14 protein-coding genes are annotated in these 13,629 nt (G+C 67.2%); all 14 read right to left on the reverse strand.

The features are described 5' to 3' along the window. Positions 1–52: 52 nt before the first annotated feature. The 14 genes from HDA45_RS12690 to prmC all read right to left on the reverse strand — a co-directional run bounded on the left by HDA45_RS12690 (position 53) and on the right by prmC (position 13,606). The gene (locus HDA45_RS12690; RefSeq protein WP_101610243.1) at positions 53–487 is read right to left on the reverse strand and encodes a DUF2550 domain-containing protein; all 435 of its coding nucleotides are present in this window, start codon (positions 485–487) and stop codon (positions 53–55) included. A 25-nt stretch (positions 488–512) separates the two neighbouring features. Beyond that, entirely contained in the window at positions 513–878 is a 366-nt protein-coding gene (locus tag HDA45_RS12695; protein WP_007028324.1) for a F0F1 ATP synthase subunit epsilon, read from the reverse strand. 114 nt (positions 879–992) lie between these two features. Continuing rightward, the gene (gene atpD, locus HDA45_RS12700) at positions 993–2,420 is read right to left on the reverse strand and encodes a F0F1 ATP synthase subunit beta (protein ID WP_184894916.1); all 1,428 of its coding nucleotides are present in this window, start codon (positions 2,418–2,420) and stop codon (positions 993–995) included. Then, positions 2,420–3,358: a F0F1 ATP synthase subunit gamma gene (locus HDA45_RS12705; protein ID WP_184894918.1), complete on the reverse strand. Its 939-nt coding sequence runs from the start codon at positions 3,356–3,358 to the stop codon at positions 2,420–2,422. The genes atpD and HDA45_RS12705 overlap by 1 nt, the downstream gene beginning before the upstream one ends. A gap of 11 nt (positions 3,359–3,369) precedes the next feature. After that, the gene (gene atpA / locus HDA45_RS12710) at positions 3,370–5,007 is read right to left on the reverse strand and encodes a F0F1 ATP synthase subunit alpha (RefSeq protein ID WP_184894920.1); all 1,638 of its coding nucleotides are present in this window, start codon (positions 5,005–5,007) and stop codon (positions 3,370–3,372) included. 53 nt (positions 5,008–5,060) lie between these two features. Continuing rightward, positions 5,061–5,882, reverse strand: a complete 822-nt coding sequence (locus HDA45_RS12715; RefSeq protein WP_184894922.1) for a F0F1 ATP synthase subunit delta — start codon at positions 5,880–5,882, stop codon at positions 5,061–5,063. Between the two features lie 6 nt (positions 5,883–5,888). Then, a complete protein-coding gene (locus tag HDA45_RS12720) occupies positions 5,889–6,446 on the reverse strand; it encodes a F0F1 ATP synthase subunit B (protein ID WP_184894924.1) in 558 nt (185 codons plus the stop codon). Between the two features lie 33 nt (positions 6,447–6,479). Continuing rightward, positions 6,480–6,734 (reverse strand): ATP synthase subunit c family protein, encoded by a 255-nt coding sequence (locus HDA45_RS12725; protein WP_005150354.1) that lies wholly within the window; start codon positions 6,732–6,734, stop codon positions 6,480–6,482. Between the two features lie 62 nt (positions 6,735–6,796). Beyond that, positions 6,797–7,594: a F0F1 ATP synthase subunit A gene (atpB, locus tag HDA45_RS12730; protein WP_184894925.1), complete on the reverse strand. Its 798-nt coding sequence runs from the start codon at positions 7,592–7,594 to the stop codon at positions 6,797–6,799. 379 nt (positions 7,595–7,973) lie between these two features. Next, positions 7,974–8,429, reverse strand: coding sequence for a Cg1360 family ATP-synthase-associated protein (locus tag HDA45_RS12735; RefSeq protein ID WP_184894927.1), 456 nt, complete (start codon positions 8,427–8,429; stop codon positions 7,974–7,976). A gap of 56 nt (positions 8,430–8,485) precedes the next feature. Continuing rightward, positions 8,486–9,637 carry a glycosyltransferase family 4 protein gene (locus tag HDA45_RS12740; protein ID WP_184894929.1) on the reverse strand — a complete coding sequence of 384 codons (1,152 nt, stop codon included), beginning with the start codon at positions 9,635–9,637 and terminating at the stop codon, positions 8,486–8,488. Positions 9,638–9,710: 73 nt separating this feature from the next. Further along, the gene (locus HDA45_RS12745; protein ID WP_184894931.1) at positions 9,711–10,361 is read right to left on the reverse strand and encodes an L-threonylcarbamoyladenylate synthase; all 651 of its coding nucleotides are present in this window, start codon (positions 10,359–10,361) and stop codon (positions 9,711–9,713) included. A 199-nt stretch (positions 10,362–10,560) separates the two neighbouring features. After that, on the reverse strand, positions 10,561–12,546 hold the full coding sequence (locus HDA45_RS12750) for a M6 family metalloprotease domain-containing protein (protein ID WP_184894933.1): 1,986 nt from the start codon (positions 12,544–12,546) through the stop codon (positions 10,561–10,563). A 193-nt stretch (positions 12,547–12,739) separates the two neighbouring features. Continuing rightward, a complete protein-coding gene (gene prmC, locus HDA45_RS12755) occupies positions 12,740–13,606 on the reverse strand; it encodes a peptide chain release factor N(5)-glutamine methyltransferase (protein ID WP_101610254.1) in 867 nt (288 codons plus the stop codon). Between the last annotated feature and the right edge of the window lie 23 nt (positions 13,607–13,629).

Here is a 13,629-nt window from a genome sequence, read left to right on the forward strand (position 1 = left end):
CCTCGCGTGATCAGACGCGGGACACGCGTGATCAGATGGACGACACGCGTGATCAGGAAGCGCGCGGGAGGCGGCGGCCGGGTGGGGCCGATTCGAGCCAGGAGAGGAAACCGGTGAGGGCGCCGGGGCCCATCGCGATCTCGATCGCCTCCTGCGTGGCGGACTCACACCGCAGGACGATCGAACCTTCGGGGACGGCGTACGCCTCCGTGCCGGAGGGATCCCGCCGGTCCGCGATCTCCATGCTCGCCCGCTGGAACACCCGGTCCGGGCCGGTGCGCAGGCTCCACACCCGGAACCAGACGAACTCGTCGCCTTCGTAGCGGCCCAGCCCCAGATGCCAGCTGGACCGCGCCTCGTCCGGACGCCACCGCAGCGCGACGCTCACGCCACCACCGCGGCGCATCCGGACCCATCGCAACGAATACCAGGCCGCGAACACGGCCAGGATGGTCAGGGCCCCGAGAACACCCACGGCGATTTCCACGGCCCGACCCCTGCCCGTCGCCCGGTCAGACCGACTGACCGGCCGCGCGGAGCTGGGCGGTCGCCCTAGCCCGCTCTTGCTCGTCTTCGCCGCTCAGCGCCTTCTTGGCCGCATCGACGTCGATCTCGTGCGAAAGCTCGGCGCTCTCGGCGAGGATGCTCACGCCGGTCGCGGTGACCGACAGGAAGCCGCCGTGCACCGCGGCGGTCACGGTCTCGCCGTCCGTGGTCGTCACCTTCACGACGCCACCCTCGACGAGCTGGCCGAGAACCGGCTCGTGACCGGCCATGATGCCGATCTCGCCCTCGGTGGTCTGGGCCACCACGAACGTGGCGGTACCGGACCAGAGACGGCGCTCGACGGCTACCAGCTCGACAGAAATCTCAGCCACGTAGCTTCCCTTCACTTCAGGTGCTGCCACCGAGTGTAATAGTCAAAGTTCCATCTATGCGAACGGCGGGACCAGCGTCCACAGTAGACACTGATCCCGCCGCTCATCGGAACATCACTTCTTGGTGATTTCCTTGTACTTCTTCTCGAGGTCTTCGAGGCCACCGATACCCAGGAACGCCTGCTCCGGGTAGTGGTCGAAGTCGCCCTTGGTGATGCGGTCGAACGACTCGATGGTCTCCGACAGCGGCACGGTCGAGCCCGGGATGTTCGTGAACGCCTCGGCGACCAGCATGTTCTGCGACAGGAACCGCTCGATGCGGCGCGCGCGCTGAACGGTCAGCTTGTCCTCTTCCGACAGCTCGTCCATACCGAGGATCGCGATGATGTCCTGCAGTTCCTTGTACTTCTGCAGGATCCGGATGACCTCGGAGGCCACGCGGTAGTGGTCCTCACCGACGATGGCCGGGTCGAGGATCGTCGACGTCGACGCCAGCGGGTCCACCGCCGGGAAGATGCCCTTCTGGAAGACGCCACGCGAAAGCTCCGTGGTGGCGTCCAGGTGGGCGAACGTCGCGGCCGGGGCCGGGTCGGTGTAGTCGTCCGCGGGGACGTAGATCGCCTGCATCGAGGTGATCGAACGACCACGGGTCGAGGTGATCCGCTCCTGGAGCTGACCCATCTCGTCGGCCAGCGTCGGCTGGTAACCCACGGCCGAAGGCATGCGGCCCAGCAGGGTCGACACCTCGGAACCGGCCTGGGTGAACCGGAAGATGTTGTCGATGAAGAGCAGCACGTCCTGGTTCTGCACATCGCGGAAGTACTCCGCCATGGTCAGCGCGGACAGCGCGACCCGCATACGGGTGCCCGGCGGCTCGTCCATCTGACCGAAGACGAGGGCGGTGTCGTTGATGACGCCGTCCTCGGACATCTCCAGGAAGAGGTCGTTGCCCTCACGGGTGCGCTCGCCGACACCGGCGAACACCGAGGTACCACCGAAGTTCCGGGCGACACGGGTGATCATCTCCTTGATGAGCACCGTCTTGCCGACGCCGGCACCGCCGAACAGGCCGATCTTGCCGCCCTCGACGTACGGGGTCAGCAGGTCGACGACCTTGAGGCCGGTCTCCAGCATCTTCGTCTTGCCCTCGAGCTGGTCGAAGGAAGGCGGGTTGCGGTGGATGCCCCAGCGCTCGAGGTCCTCACCGTAGCCGGGCTCGTCGAGGCACTCGCCGAGCGCGTTGTAGACGTGGCCCTTGACCTTGTCGCCGACCGGGACCGTGATGGGGCCGCCGGTGTCGATGACCTCGGCACCACGAACCAGGCCGTCCTGCGGCTGGAGCGAAATGGTGCGGACGAGGTTGTCACCGAGGTGACCGGCGACTTCGAGGGTCACCGTCTTGCGCAGCTGCTCGAACTCGATCTCGACCTTGAGCGCGTTGAACTGATCGGGCACGGCACCGCGCGGGAACTCGACGTCGACGACCGGCCCGGTCACCGACACGATGCGCCCCTTGGCGCGCGGGGTTTCAGTACTGGTCATCAATCATCACTTCCTGCTGCGGTGAGCGCGTTCGCGCCACCGACGATTTCGGAGATCTCCTGGGTGATCTGCGCCTGACGGGCCTGGTTCATCTCCCGCGTGAGCGTGCCCACCAGATCGTTCGCGTTGTCCGACGCCGCCTTCATCGCGGTACGGCGGGCCGCGAGTTCCGACGCGGCGGACTCGAGCATCGCCGCGAAGATCCGCGTGTTGATGTACTTCGGCAGCAACGCGGCGAGCAGCTTTTCGGCGTTGGGCTCGAACTCGTAGCTCGAGACCAGGCCTTCGGGCTTCTCCTCGTCGCCTTCGGTGTACTCGACCTCGAGCGGCGCGACACGCTTGGCGGTCGGACGCTGGGTGAGCATCGAGACGAACTCGGTGTAGACGACGTGGATCTCGTCGACGCCGAGGATGCCGTCGGCGTTACCGGCCTCGTCGTCGGCACCGTTCAAGAACGACTCGACGATGAGCTCACCGGCGGTCGAGGCGTTGACGTAGCCGGGCTGGTCGGAGAACCCCGTCCAGCTTTCGGCCACCTCGCGGCCACGGAACCGGTAGTAGCTCAAGCCCTTGTTGCCGGTCACGTACAGCACCGGCTCCTTGCCCTGCTGACGCAGCAGGGTGACGAGCTCTTCGGTCGCCTTCAGCACGTTGGAGTTGTACCCACCGCACTGACCCTTGTCGCTGGTGATCACGAGGACCGCCGCGCGCTTCGGTTCGGCTCGCTCCACCAGCAAGGGGTGGTCGAGGTTGGCCGAGGCGCTGGCCAGCGCGGAGAGCACGTTCGTGATCTCGTCCGCGTAGGGCCGCGACGCCGCGACCTTCGCCCGCGCCTTGGTGATGCGCGCGGTGGCGATGAGCTCCATCGCCTTCGTGATCTTGCCGATGGACTTGGTCGCCTTGATACGCGACCGGAGTTCTCGGAGTTGTGCGGGCATGAGCTACCAGCTCACTTCTTCGGTGCGGGCTTGTTGACCTTGACGGTCTCCTGCCCGACCTTCTCGGCGTCCATGGCGTCGGAGACCTCGGTCAGGCTCTTGCCCTCGGAGGTGGTGAACTCCTTCTTGAACTCGTTCACCGCGTCGACCAGCCCGGAAGCGGTCTCCTTGGAGAACTTGCCCGACTCGCGGATGTCCTTGAGGAGCTCTCCGTGCTTGCGACGCGCGGAGTCGACGAACTCGTCACGGAAGCGGCGCACGTCTTCGGTCGGGACCGTGTCGAAGTGGCCGTTCGTGCCGAGGTACACCGTGACGACCTGCTCTTCGACCGGCATCGGCGAGTACTGCGGCTGCTTGAGCACCTCGTACAGGCGGGCACCACGCTCGAGCTGCGCCTTCGACGCGTCGTCGAGGTCCGAGGCGAAGGCCGCGAAGGCCTCCAGTTCGCGGTACTGCGACAGGTCGATACGGAGCGAACCCGAAACGTCCTTCATCGCCTTGACCTGCGCGGCACCACCCACGCGGGAAACCGAGATACCCACGTCGATGGCCGGGCGCTGACCGGCGTTGAACAGGTCCGACTGGAAGAAGCACTGACCGTCGGTGATCGAGATGACGTTGGTCGGGATGTACGCCGACACGTCGTTCGCCTTGGTCTCGATGATCGGGAGACCGGTCAGCGAGCCCGCGCCCAGCTCGTCCGAGAGCTTGGCGCAGCGCTCGAGGAGACGGGAGTGCAAGTAGAAGACGTCGCCGGGGAAGGCTTCACGGCCCGGCGGGCGACGCAGCAGCAGCGAGATCGCGCGGTAGGCGTCGGCCTGCTTGGTCAGGTCGTCGAACACGATGAGGACGTGCTTGCCCTCGTACATCCAGTGCTGGCCGATGGCCGAGCCGGTGTACGGCGCGATCCACTTGAAGCCGGCGGAGTCCGACGCGGGGGCCGCGACGATGGTCGTGTACTCCATCGCACCGGCGTCCTCGAGGGACTTCTTCACGGCGGCGATCGTGGAGCCCTTCTGGCCGACCGCGACGTAGATGCAGCGAACCTGCTTCTTCGGGTCGCCGGTCTCCCAGTTGGCCTTCTGGTTGATGATCGTGTCCACCGCGACGGCCGTCTTACCGGTCTTGCGGTCACCGATGATCAGCTGGCGCTGTCCACGGCCGATCGGGGTCATCGCGTCGATCGCGGTGATACCGGTCTGCAGCGGCTCGGCCACCGGCTGGCGCTCGACCACCGAAGCGGCCTTGACCTCCAGCGGGCGACGCTCGGTGGTCTCGATCTCGCCGAGGCCGTCGATCGGGGCGCCCAGCGGGTTCACCACGCGGCCGAGGTAGCCCTCGCCGACCGGGACCGAGAGGACCTGACCGGTCCGCTTGACCTGCTGGCCTTCGACGACGGTCTCGAAGTCACCGAGGATCGCGGCACCGATGGAGCGCGCGTCCAGGTTCAGCGCGACGCCGAGGACCCCGCCGGGGAACTCGAGCAGCTCGTTGGCCATCGCCGAGGGAAGGCCCTCGATGTGGGCGATACCGTCACCGGCGTCGACGACGACGCCGACTTCTTCCCGGCTCACGTCCGGGGCGTAACTCGAGACGTAGTTCTCGATCGCGCTACGGATCTCATCCGAGGAGATCGTCAGCTCCGCCATTTCAATCCCGCTCTCGCTTCGTTCGTGCCAGTGTGCAAAGTCGTTGTTAGGGGTCAGCTAGCCAGCCGGCGACGCAGGGCGTCGATGCGCCCCGCGGTGCTGCCGTCGATGACCTCGTCGCCGACGCGGACCACGAGTCCGCCGCCGAGCTTGGGGTCGACCTCGACGTGCAGCGCGAGCTGCCGCCCGTAAAGGGCGTTGAGCTTCTCGCTCAGCCGAGCCTGCTGCTCGTCGGACAGCGCGCTCGCGCTGGTCACCTGGGCGACCGAGCGTTCACGGCGTTCCGCGGCCAGCTGGACCAGCCGCTCGAGGGCGTTGGCGACCCCGCGGCCCTTGGCGCGCAGGACGACCTGCTCGACGAGGGTCTCGGTGACCACGTCCACCTTGTCGGCGAACAGGTTGCGGACGAGGGTCCGCTTCGCCTCCGCGGGGGCTGTCAGGTCGGACAGCGCCCTTTCGAGCTCCGGGGCGCCCGCAACGATACGGGTGACCCGGAACAGCTGGTCTTCGACAGCGTCGATGTTCCCGGACTTCTCCGCACTGGTGAGCAGCGCCGAGCGGCCGAGGGCCTCGAGCCCGTCGGTCAGTTCGCGCGGGCTCGACCAGCGGCTGCCCGCCACGGAGTCGAGCACCTGCAGGGCCGGTTCGGAAACCTTGCCCGCGAGGATCCCGCGGGCGAGGCCGATCCGGGCTTCGGACGAGGACGAACCGTCGGCGACGGCCCGGCGCAGGCCGATCTCCCGGTCCAGCAGGGCGACGACCGAAAGCAACTCGTCGCCGACCGTCGCCGGGTCCGTACCCGCGGCGGCCAGAACCTCGCCGAGACGATTCTCGGCGAGGTCGAGCGCTTCACGGCTCGCAGCATGCAGCGTCATTCTGGTCTACTTCCCCGCTCCGTTGGAGGCACCAGCGGTCTCCAGCTCGGCAAGGAACCGGTCCACGGTGCCGTGGCGGCGCGCGTCGTCCGCGAGCGACTCGCCGACGATGCGGCTGGCCAGCTCGATGGAGTTACGGCCGAGTTCGGCGCGCAGTTCGGCGATGATCTGCGCCTTCTGGGCCTGCAGCTGAGCCTGGCCCTGGGCGACGATGCGCTGGGACTCGGACTCCGCTTCGGCCCGCAGTTCCGCCTTGATCTGCTCGGCTTCGAGCCGGGCGTCGTCGCGGATCTTCGCGGCCTCGGAACGGGCTTCCGCCAGCTGCGCCTTGTACTGCGCAAGGTTTTCTTCGGCTTCGGCCTGCGCCTTCTCGGCTCGCTCGATGCCACCCTCGATCAGCTTGGTCCGCTCCTCGTATGCCGTCTCGAAACGAGGGACGACGTACTTCTTCAGGACGAACAGCAGCAGAAGGAAGGCGATGAAACCGAGGATGAGCTCGGGAACGTGCGGCACGATCGGGTTGGGCACCTCTTCGGCGGCCAACACCAATTCGGTCTTCAGCACAACGTCTCCTTAAGCGATGAGCGAAACTCAGCCCTAGGCGGAGGCGAGGAAGTAGATGACGATACCGATCAGCGCCAGAACCTCGGTCAGAACGAAGGTCGAGAAGGCGATGCTCTGCAGCTTGCCCTGGGCCTCCGGCTGGCGGGCGGTGCCGTTGATGACGGCGGCGAAGATGAGACCCACACCGATACCGGGGCCGATCGCGCCGAGGCCGTAACCGATGGCGGCGAGACCCTTGTTGATGCTGACGGCCTCGGCAGCCTGCTGCGCAAGAACGATGTTGCTCACGTGCGTTTCCCTTCAAACTCGGTCCGCGCGACTCACGCGGATCGGGGGCTTTTGGTGTTCTCTCAGTGCTCCGACGCCAGCGCGGCGCCGATGTACCCTGCGGACAGCAGTGCGAAAATGAATGCCTGCAGGACCTGGATGAATGCCTCCAGGAAGGTCATCGCGATGGCGAACAGGAACGCCACCGGCGACGCGATTTTCACGAGGCCTTCGCCTTCGGTCAGCAGGAAGCTCCCACCGAGCGTGAAGACCATGATGATCAGGTGCCCGGCGAACATCGCCGCGAAGACTCGGATCGCCAGCGTGGCAGGCGCGATGAAGAACTTCTGCGCGAACTCGATGGTGGAGTACAGCGGCAGAACGAACCCGGGAATACCCGCCGGGGCCAGTTCCTTCTTCAGATAACCCTTGAAACCGTGGCGCTTGAACCCGACGTAGTGATACACCGGGTAAACGACAAGGAACGCGAGTGCGACCGGGAAGCCGATTCGCGCCATCGTGGGGAACTGGAAGAACGGGATGATCCCGAAGAGGTTGTTCACCAGCACGAAGCTGAAGAGTCCGAGCACGAGCGGGATGAACGGCTTGAAGTCGGCGGAGCCGATCTGCTCCCGCGCGATGTTGTTGCGGCCGAAGTTGTAAATCGATTCGGCGATGAACTGTCCCTTGCCCGGGACGACCTTCAACCGGCGCGACGACACCATGAAGTAGGTGATGAGGATGATCAGGGAGATGACCACCAGCAACATCGGCTTGGTGAAGCTCAACCAATAGCCGGAACCGAACAACGGCGGCAGGTTGAAGTCTTTGACGCCAGGCGGCGCGAACTCCGCACCCTCGGCTAGTACCAGCGCGCCCACTGGGCTCCTTCCGGTTCTCCCGGCCGGCGTTCACTCCGCCGGGGGAATCGTCACGATCTGGACTTAACGTACCCGACACGTATCGGGCCGTCGGAGGCGGCCACCCCACGATGTGCTGAACACGGCTTCACGTTCCGCACACGAGGATTCTCGATGCAGTGCTCCCGGGAGACAGACGCCTACCAGCGGGTAATGAGGGACGATTCAACACCGTCGCCACACTGCTGTTCGGGGTTCGTCATCAGGAGCCGGCAGCCGAGGCCGCCGCCCATACGCGGACCATATCAGCAGGATCCGACGGGCCGTACAGGCGTACTACATTGCCCCTGATCGGCCGAGGACCTAGGTCCCGCCCCAGGTCAGGACCTGAGTCCCGAAATCAGTGGGAGGCGGGGATGATCGTCGGGATCTTGGTCTTGCGGAACGCCGCGAACTCCACGGCGGCGGCCACGAGAATCGCGACGATCATGGTGACGCCCAGCGCCATCGGGTCGATCGAGGACACTCCGCGGAGCAGGCTCAGCGCCCCGAAAAGAAGGACGATCTTGAGCACGTAACCACCGAGAGCGATCACCATCACGAACATCGGGTCCATGCCCGCGCTGAAGCGCATGAGGCCCAGCGTCGCCAGCGCGGACACGAGGGCGAGCACGCCGCCGATGACCGAGCCGAGCAGCCCCGGCTGTCCTTTGAGGATGGTGAAGACCGCGATGCAGATCAGCACCGCCGGCGGAACCAGCTTCAGGGAGGCCTTCATCATCGCGTTGGCCGCCTGCAGAACCACCTTGGCGTGAGGGTTCTCCTCCGCCTCGACGGTCTTCTCGGTCTCGCTCACAGAAAACTCCCTGGTCGTCTCAGCCCGCCAGTGTAGGCGTGTGCGGATCCAGCCGTTCACGCAGTCCGGTTCCGCGACCGCAGCCGCGGGATCACCGACACCAGAGTCGCCAGCAGGAAACCGAATCCGACGATCCAGAAAACCGCGGCGTCGTCGAACAACGTCACCGACACGGCGCCGAACGCGAGCAGGCCCGCCCACAAGTAGATGAGCAGCACCGCGCGGCGCTGTGAGTGGCCGATCTCCAGCAGACGGTGGTGCAGGTGCATCTTGTCCGCGGCGAACGGGCTCTCGCCGCGACGGGTGCGGCGGATGACAGCCATGATCAGGTCGAGCAGCGGCACGAAGAGCACCGCGGCGACCACGACGAGCGGCGAGAGCAGCGCGAGCGCGTCCTTGCCGCTGAACTGCGGGTACGGCACGCGGCCGGACGCGGACGTCGTCGCCCCGGCCAGCATGAGGCCGATCATCATCGAGCCCGAGTCGCCCATGAAGATCTTCGCGGGCTGGAAGTTGTACGGCAGGAAGCCCAGACAGGCGCCGGCGAGCGTGGCCGCGATGAGCGCGGGCGGGTACGCGCCGACGTCACCGCCCGAGGAGTCGAGCAGGCCAAGGGAGAACGAGCACGTCGCCGCCGCGGCGATGAAACCGAGACCGCCGGCGAGCCCGTCGAGGCCGTCGACGAAGTTCATCGCGTTGACCATGACGACCACCAGCACGACGGTCAGCAGCGCGCCCTGGTTCTTGTCCAGCACCAGCACCTGGCCGAAGGATTCGCCACCGCCGCCCCACGGCACCCAGAACGACACCCACTGCACACCGAAGATCACCAGGATCCCGGCGCACATGACCTGCCCCGCCAGCTTCGTCCAGGCGTCGAGCTCGAACCGGTCGTCGAGCGCGCCGATCAGGGAGATCACGCCCGCGGCGAGCAGCACGCCCAGCGAGTCGAAGGAGAAGTCGAAGCCCCGGCTCAGCGCGGGCAGCTGGTGCGCGAGCCCCATCGCGGCGGCCACGCCGAGGAAGATGCCGATACCGCCCATCCGCGGGATCGGGGTGACGTGGACGTCGCGGGCCCGCGGGTTGGCGATCGCGCCGATCCGGATGGCCACCCGGCGAACCACGCCGGTGAGCAGGAAGGTAACGGCCGCCGCGGTGAGGGCGACGAGGATGTACTCCCGGATCGGGAGGCCTTGCGTAGGAGGCATGGTCCGTTACGCCGCCGAGGTCCAAGTCACTCGAACACGCTACCGCGCCAGGGGGATACGGCGGCGCACGGTCCTAGGCCAGTGACTCCGCGGGCACTCCCAGTACTTCCGCGATCGCGGCACGGCTGACCGCGCCCTCCCGCAGGACGACCGGGTCGTCGCCGGTGAGATCGACCATCGAGGACGGAACGGCCTCACCGGTGGACCCGCCGTCGAGGTACACCGCGACGCTGTCGCCGAGCTGGTCGACGGCCTCCTGCGCGGTGGAGGCGGGCGGCTGGCCGGAGACGTTGGCGCTGGAGACCGCCATCGGGCCGACGTCGCGCAGCAGTTCCAGCGCGACCGGATGCAGTGGCATGCGCAGCATCACCGTGCCGCGTGACTGGCCGAGATCCCACTGCAGGCTCGGCGCGTGCGGCAGGACGATGGAGAGGTCGCCAGGCCAGAAGGCCTCGATGAGTGCACGGGCCTGCGGCGGCGTGCCGAGCACGAGTCCGTCCACAGTGGACCAGGAGCCGACCAGGACGCCGACCGGCATGTCCGGGCCGCGGTTCTTGGCCCGCAGGAGGGACTGGACGGCGCCGCCGTCGAAGGCGTCCGCTCCGATGCCGTAGACCGTGTCGGTCGGGAGGACCACGAGGCGGCTGGAGCGCACCGCGCTCGCCGCCGCGGCGAGCCCGTCGGCCCGGGATTCACGCTTGCTGCAGTCGTACACCGCGCTCATGGCACGTGAGCGTAGTCCTGGACCTGAAGGCCCCCTTCCCCACAGTCCCCTTCCCCGCGGCGGCCGGGGTCCGTGAAGGCCTCCTTACCTACCCTGAAGGTAGGTAAGGAGGCCTTCACGGACCTTCAGGATTGCCACGTTCGCCTCGGGCACCCGAGTAGTCACAGCGGATGCGCGTGAAGGGGCCCTTCAGCTCCCGTCAGAAGGCGAAAGCGGTACAGACCGACGTCGCCGTCTTGGCCGGGTCGGCGATCGACGTCGCGGTCAGCTTGATCTGCGCGACGTGGTCACCGCCCGCGGCCCGTTTGGCGTGCGCCGTCGCCGACGAGCGCCCGCCGAACGGGACGGTGGACAGCTCGTTCGGCAGCCGGACCTCCCAGCCCTTCGCGGTGGTGGACGCGCTCAGGCGGTAGGTATCGGTGTTGTACGGCGCCACCGAACCCTTCGCGTTGCCCGTGTTGAACACCGGGAACGAGCAGGTCGCGAGCCCGTTCTTGCCGAACGCCGGTGCCGACGGCCACAGCGAAACGCCCCTCGCCTGCGAGCCCGCGCCGTCGAGCGAAGCCACCGTGACGACGTAGGACAGCACGCCCTTGCGGTCGCGCTCGACGTCCGAGACCAGGAACTTCAGCCGGTTCGCCTCGTCGGTGTACTCGTACTTGCTCGCCGAACCGGTGCCCGCCTTGAAGGCCGCGTCGTTGAGCTGGCGGTAGTCGCCGATGGGGATCGGGACCGCGGTGCCGTCCGGCTTCTTGTAGTCGGTCATGCCGATGTCGGCCGGATGCGCGTCGACGATCCACTCGAACGGTGCGTTGTCCTGGTTCTTCGTCTTCGCGATGATGACGCCGGAATCGGGAGCGAAGGAATCACTGCCCATCCGGTCGACGACCTCGACGGTGTAATTGTCGTATCCGCCGCCGTCGCAGAAAGGATCCTTGGAGCGGTCGCATTTCGGCGAAAGGTCCCCACCGGTCAGCGCGATGTTCATTCCACTGTAGGCGCCCTGTCCGGGAATGACCGAACGAGCGGTGATCCGCGCCGAAACCGGGCCGGTTTTGGCGAGCTGCTTCCGGTCCAGTTTGAGCACATCGTCGAGGTCGATGATGTCGAGCTTCATCTTGGTGCGCAGCATGTGATGCGACCCCATCGAGCCGCCCTGCGTCGCCGGGATCTGCCAGCGGGTGTGCGGTCCGCCGGGACCGTTGAAGCTGCCGCGCGACATCATCTCCCACGGACCGGTGTAGGTCCTGGACGGCGGTGTCCCGAACGGGTTGTTGTAGTTGTCTCCGATACCGAGAATGTGGCTCAATTCGTGCGCGTAAACCGCCTGACCCGAGCTTTCCGCCTGCGTCGAGGAACCGGTGACCGCGTTCGGCCAGATGCTCGCCGCGGATTTCCAAGACGTCCACGGGACATAGCGGGTGGACGCGGCGTTCGGCATTCCGGCGACACCGGGACCGAATTCGTCGGGAACGTTGCCCGGCTCACCGAATTTCATCACGCCGAATTCCTGCCAGGTCGCACTCTCGTCCTGACCGGCGGAAAGATAGAAGACGAAGTCGAACTGCTTGGAGACGTCGCCCACGTCCGCCCGCCACGCGGCGCCCGCGTCGGCACGCAGGTCACGCTTGCAGTTCGCGCCCGGCGGGCACGCGCCGGGCTGGAACTCCATGCCGTATTCGAAGGACTTGCCCGGCAGCCGGTAGGGCCCGAACGCGGTCAGCGCGACGCCCATCCTGCCGCCGGAGTCCTCCATCCAGTACTCGTTGATCGTGTGACCCTGGTTGAGCGCCTGCGGTTTGTTGAGGAAGTCCTGGTAGAACTTCGCGACGTTGGCACGGGGGATGTTGCTGGCGGCGGGGCCGGGGTTGCCGAACACCGTCGAATGCGTCGGCTGCGTGACGGCGAATTCCTGATCCGGGTAGTCAGCGAGCACCACGGCGCCCTTGAACGTCCGTTTGGTCGGCTTCAGCGCGGGGTCGGCCCAGTTGGTGCCGGGTGGCTTGCGGTAGTCGTCCCACGTCATGTGGTCCTGGTTCTCCCAGGTCGACCCGTCGATCGCGGCGGGCCAGCCCTTCGCGGGCGCCGCCGCGGACGCGGGCTGGGCGAACAGACCCGGCAGCAGTACGGCGGTGGCGAGGACGGCGAGTGTTCTGAGTGGGGCTCGTCGGAGAGACGATCGCATCGGGGTACACCTCCCAGTCGGACCGCCGATCAGGCGGCCGTGATCGACGGTAGGAGGTGGGCTTTGCCCTGGGCACCGCCGGAAGTCGTGAGTCCCGCTAACCATCCGGCCCCAACGCTCGCGTTCTGTCCTCTGGATGCGGTAGTTGCACGCGCAAGTACCGCATCCAGAGGACTAAATGCAGGGAGAAGCGTCAGGAGACGCGCAAGGCGGTGACGAAACGCGGGCGGCCGGCGAGGTCGAGGTGACCTCGGACGTCGGTCAGCACCCGTCGAGCCCGCACCAGCGCCGGGACGGCGGAGCCGTGCGTGTCGTCGTGCTCGATCGCCATCCCGCCGGTCGGCCGCAGCAGCCGCGCGGCGGCGGCGATCGCGTGCCGGATCACCGCCAGCCCGCTCTCCTCCGCGAACACCGCCCGCGCCGGGTCGTGCTCGGCGACCTCCGCGGGCACCGGCGTGCCCTCGGGGACGTACGGCGGGTTGCACAGGACCAGGTCGACGAGCCCGTCGAGCTCGGCGAACATCGTGCTGTCGGCGACGTCGCCGGAGTACAGGCGGATGGGCGTGTCCCCCGCGTCGGCGTGGACGTCGGCGTTGTGCCGGGCCCAGGCGAGGGCCTGCGCGTCGATGTCGACGGCGTACACGACGGCGTCCGGCCGCGCGTGCTGCACGGCCAGCGCCAGCGCTCCCGAGCCGGTGCACAGGTCGACCACCACCGGGTACTCGCGCCCGTGCAGCAGTTTGAGGCCCCATTCCAGGAGCAGCTCGGTCTCCGGACGCGGGACGAACACCCCGGCGCCGACGTTGACCGTGATGTCGCCGAGCGCGGCCCATCCGGTGAGGTACTGCAGCGGGATCCGTTTGGCCCGCTGGTTCACGAGCTGGCCGATCGCGTCGATGACCGGCGGGTCCACCAGCGGCACCATCGGCAGGCGGCCGCGTTCCACGCCGAGGACATGCGAGGCGATCAGCTCCGCGTCCGAGCGCGGTGATGCCACACCGGCCTCGGTGAGGATGCGGGTCGCTTCCATGATGGCGAGGCGCAACGGCTGCCGGTTCACTGGTGTTCCTTCACAGAGTCAAG

This window comes from Amycolatopsis umgeniensis, from assembly GCF_014205155.1.
Classification (GTDB): Bacteria; Actinomycetota; Actinomycetes; order Mycobacteriales; family Pseudonocardiaceae; genus Amycolatopsis; species Amycolatopsis umgeniensis.

Coding starts and splice junctions, on each gene's coding strand:
- HDA45_RS12740 (WP_184894929.1), bottom strand. CDS start 9,637: ATGCCTCCTACGCAAGGCCTCCCGATCCGGGAGTACATCCTCGTCGCC.
- HDA45_RS12715 (WP_184894922.1), bottom strand. CDS start 5,882: ATGACGCTGCATGCTGCGAGCCGTGAAGCGCTCGACCTCGCCGAGAAT.
- atpA (WP_184894920.1), bottom strand. CDS start 5,007: ATGGCGGAGCTGACGATCTCCTCGGATGAGATCCGTAGCGCGATCGAG.
- HDA45_RS12745 (WP_184894931.1), bottom strand. CDS start 10,361: ATGAGCGCGGTGTACGACTGCAGCAAGCGTGAATCCCGGGCCGACGGG.
- atpD (WP_184894916.1), bottom strand. CDS start 2,420: ATGACCAGTACTGAAACCCCGCGCGCCAAGGGGCGCATCGTGTCGGTG.
- HDA45_RS12750 (WP_184894933.1), bottom strand. CDS start 12,546: ATGCGATCGTCTCTCCGACGAGCCCCACTCAGAACACTCGCCGTCCTC.
- HDA45_RS12705 (WP_184894918.1), bottom strand. CDS start 3,358: ATGCCCGCACAACTCCGAGAACTCCGGTCGCGTATCAAGGCGACCAAG.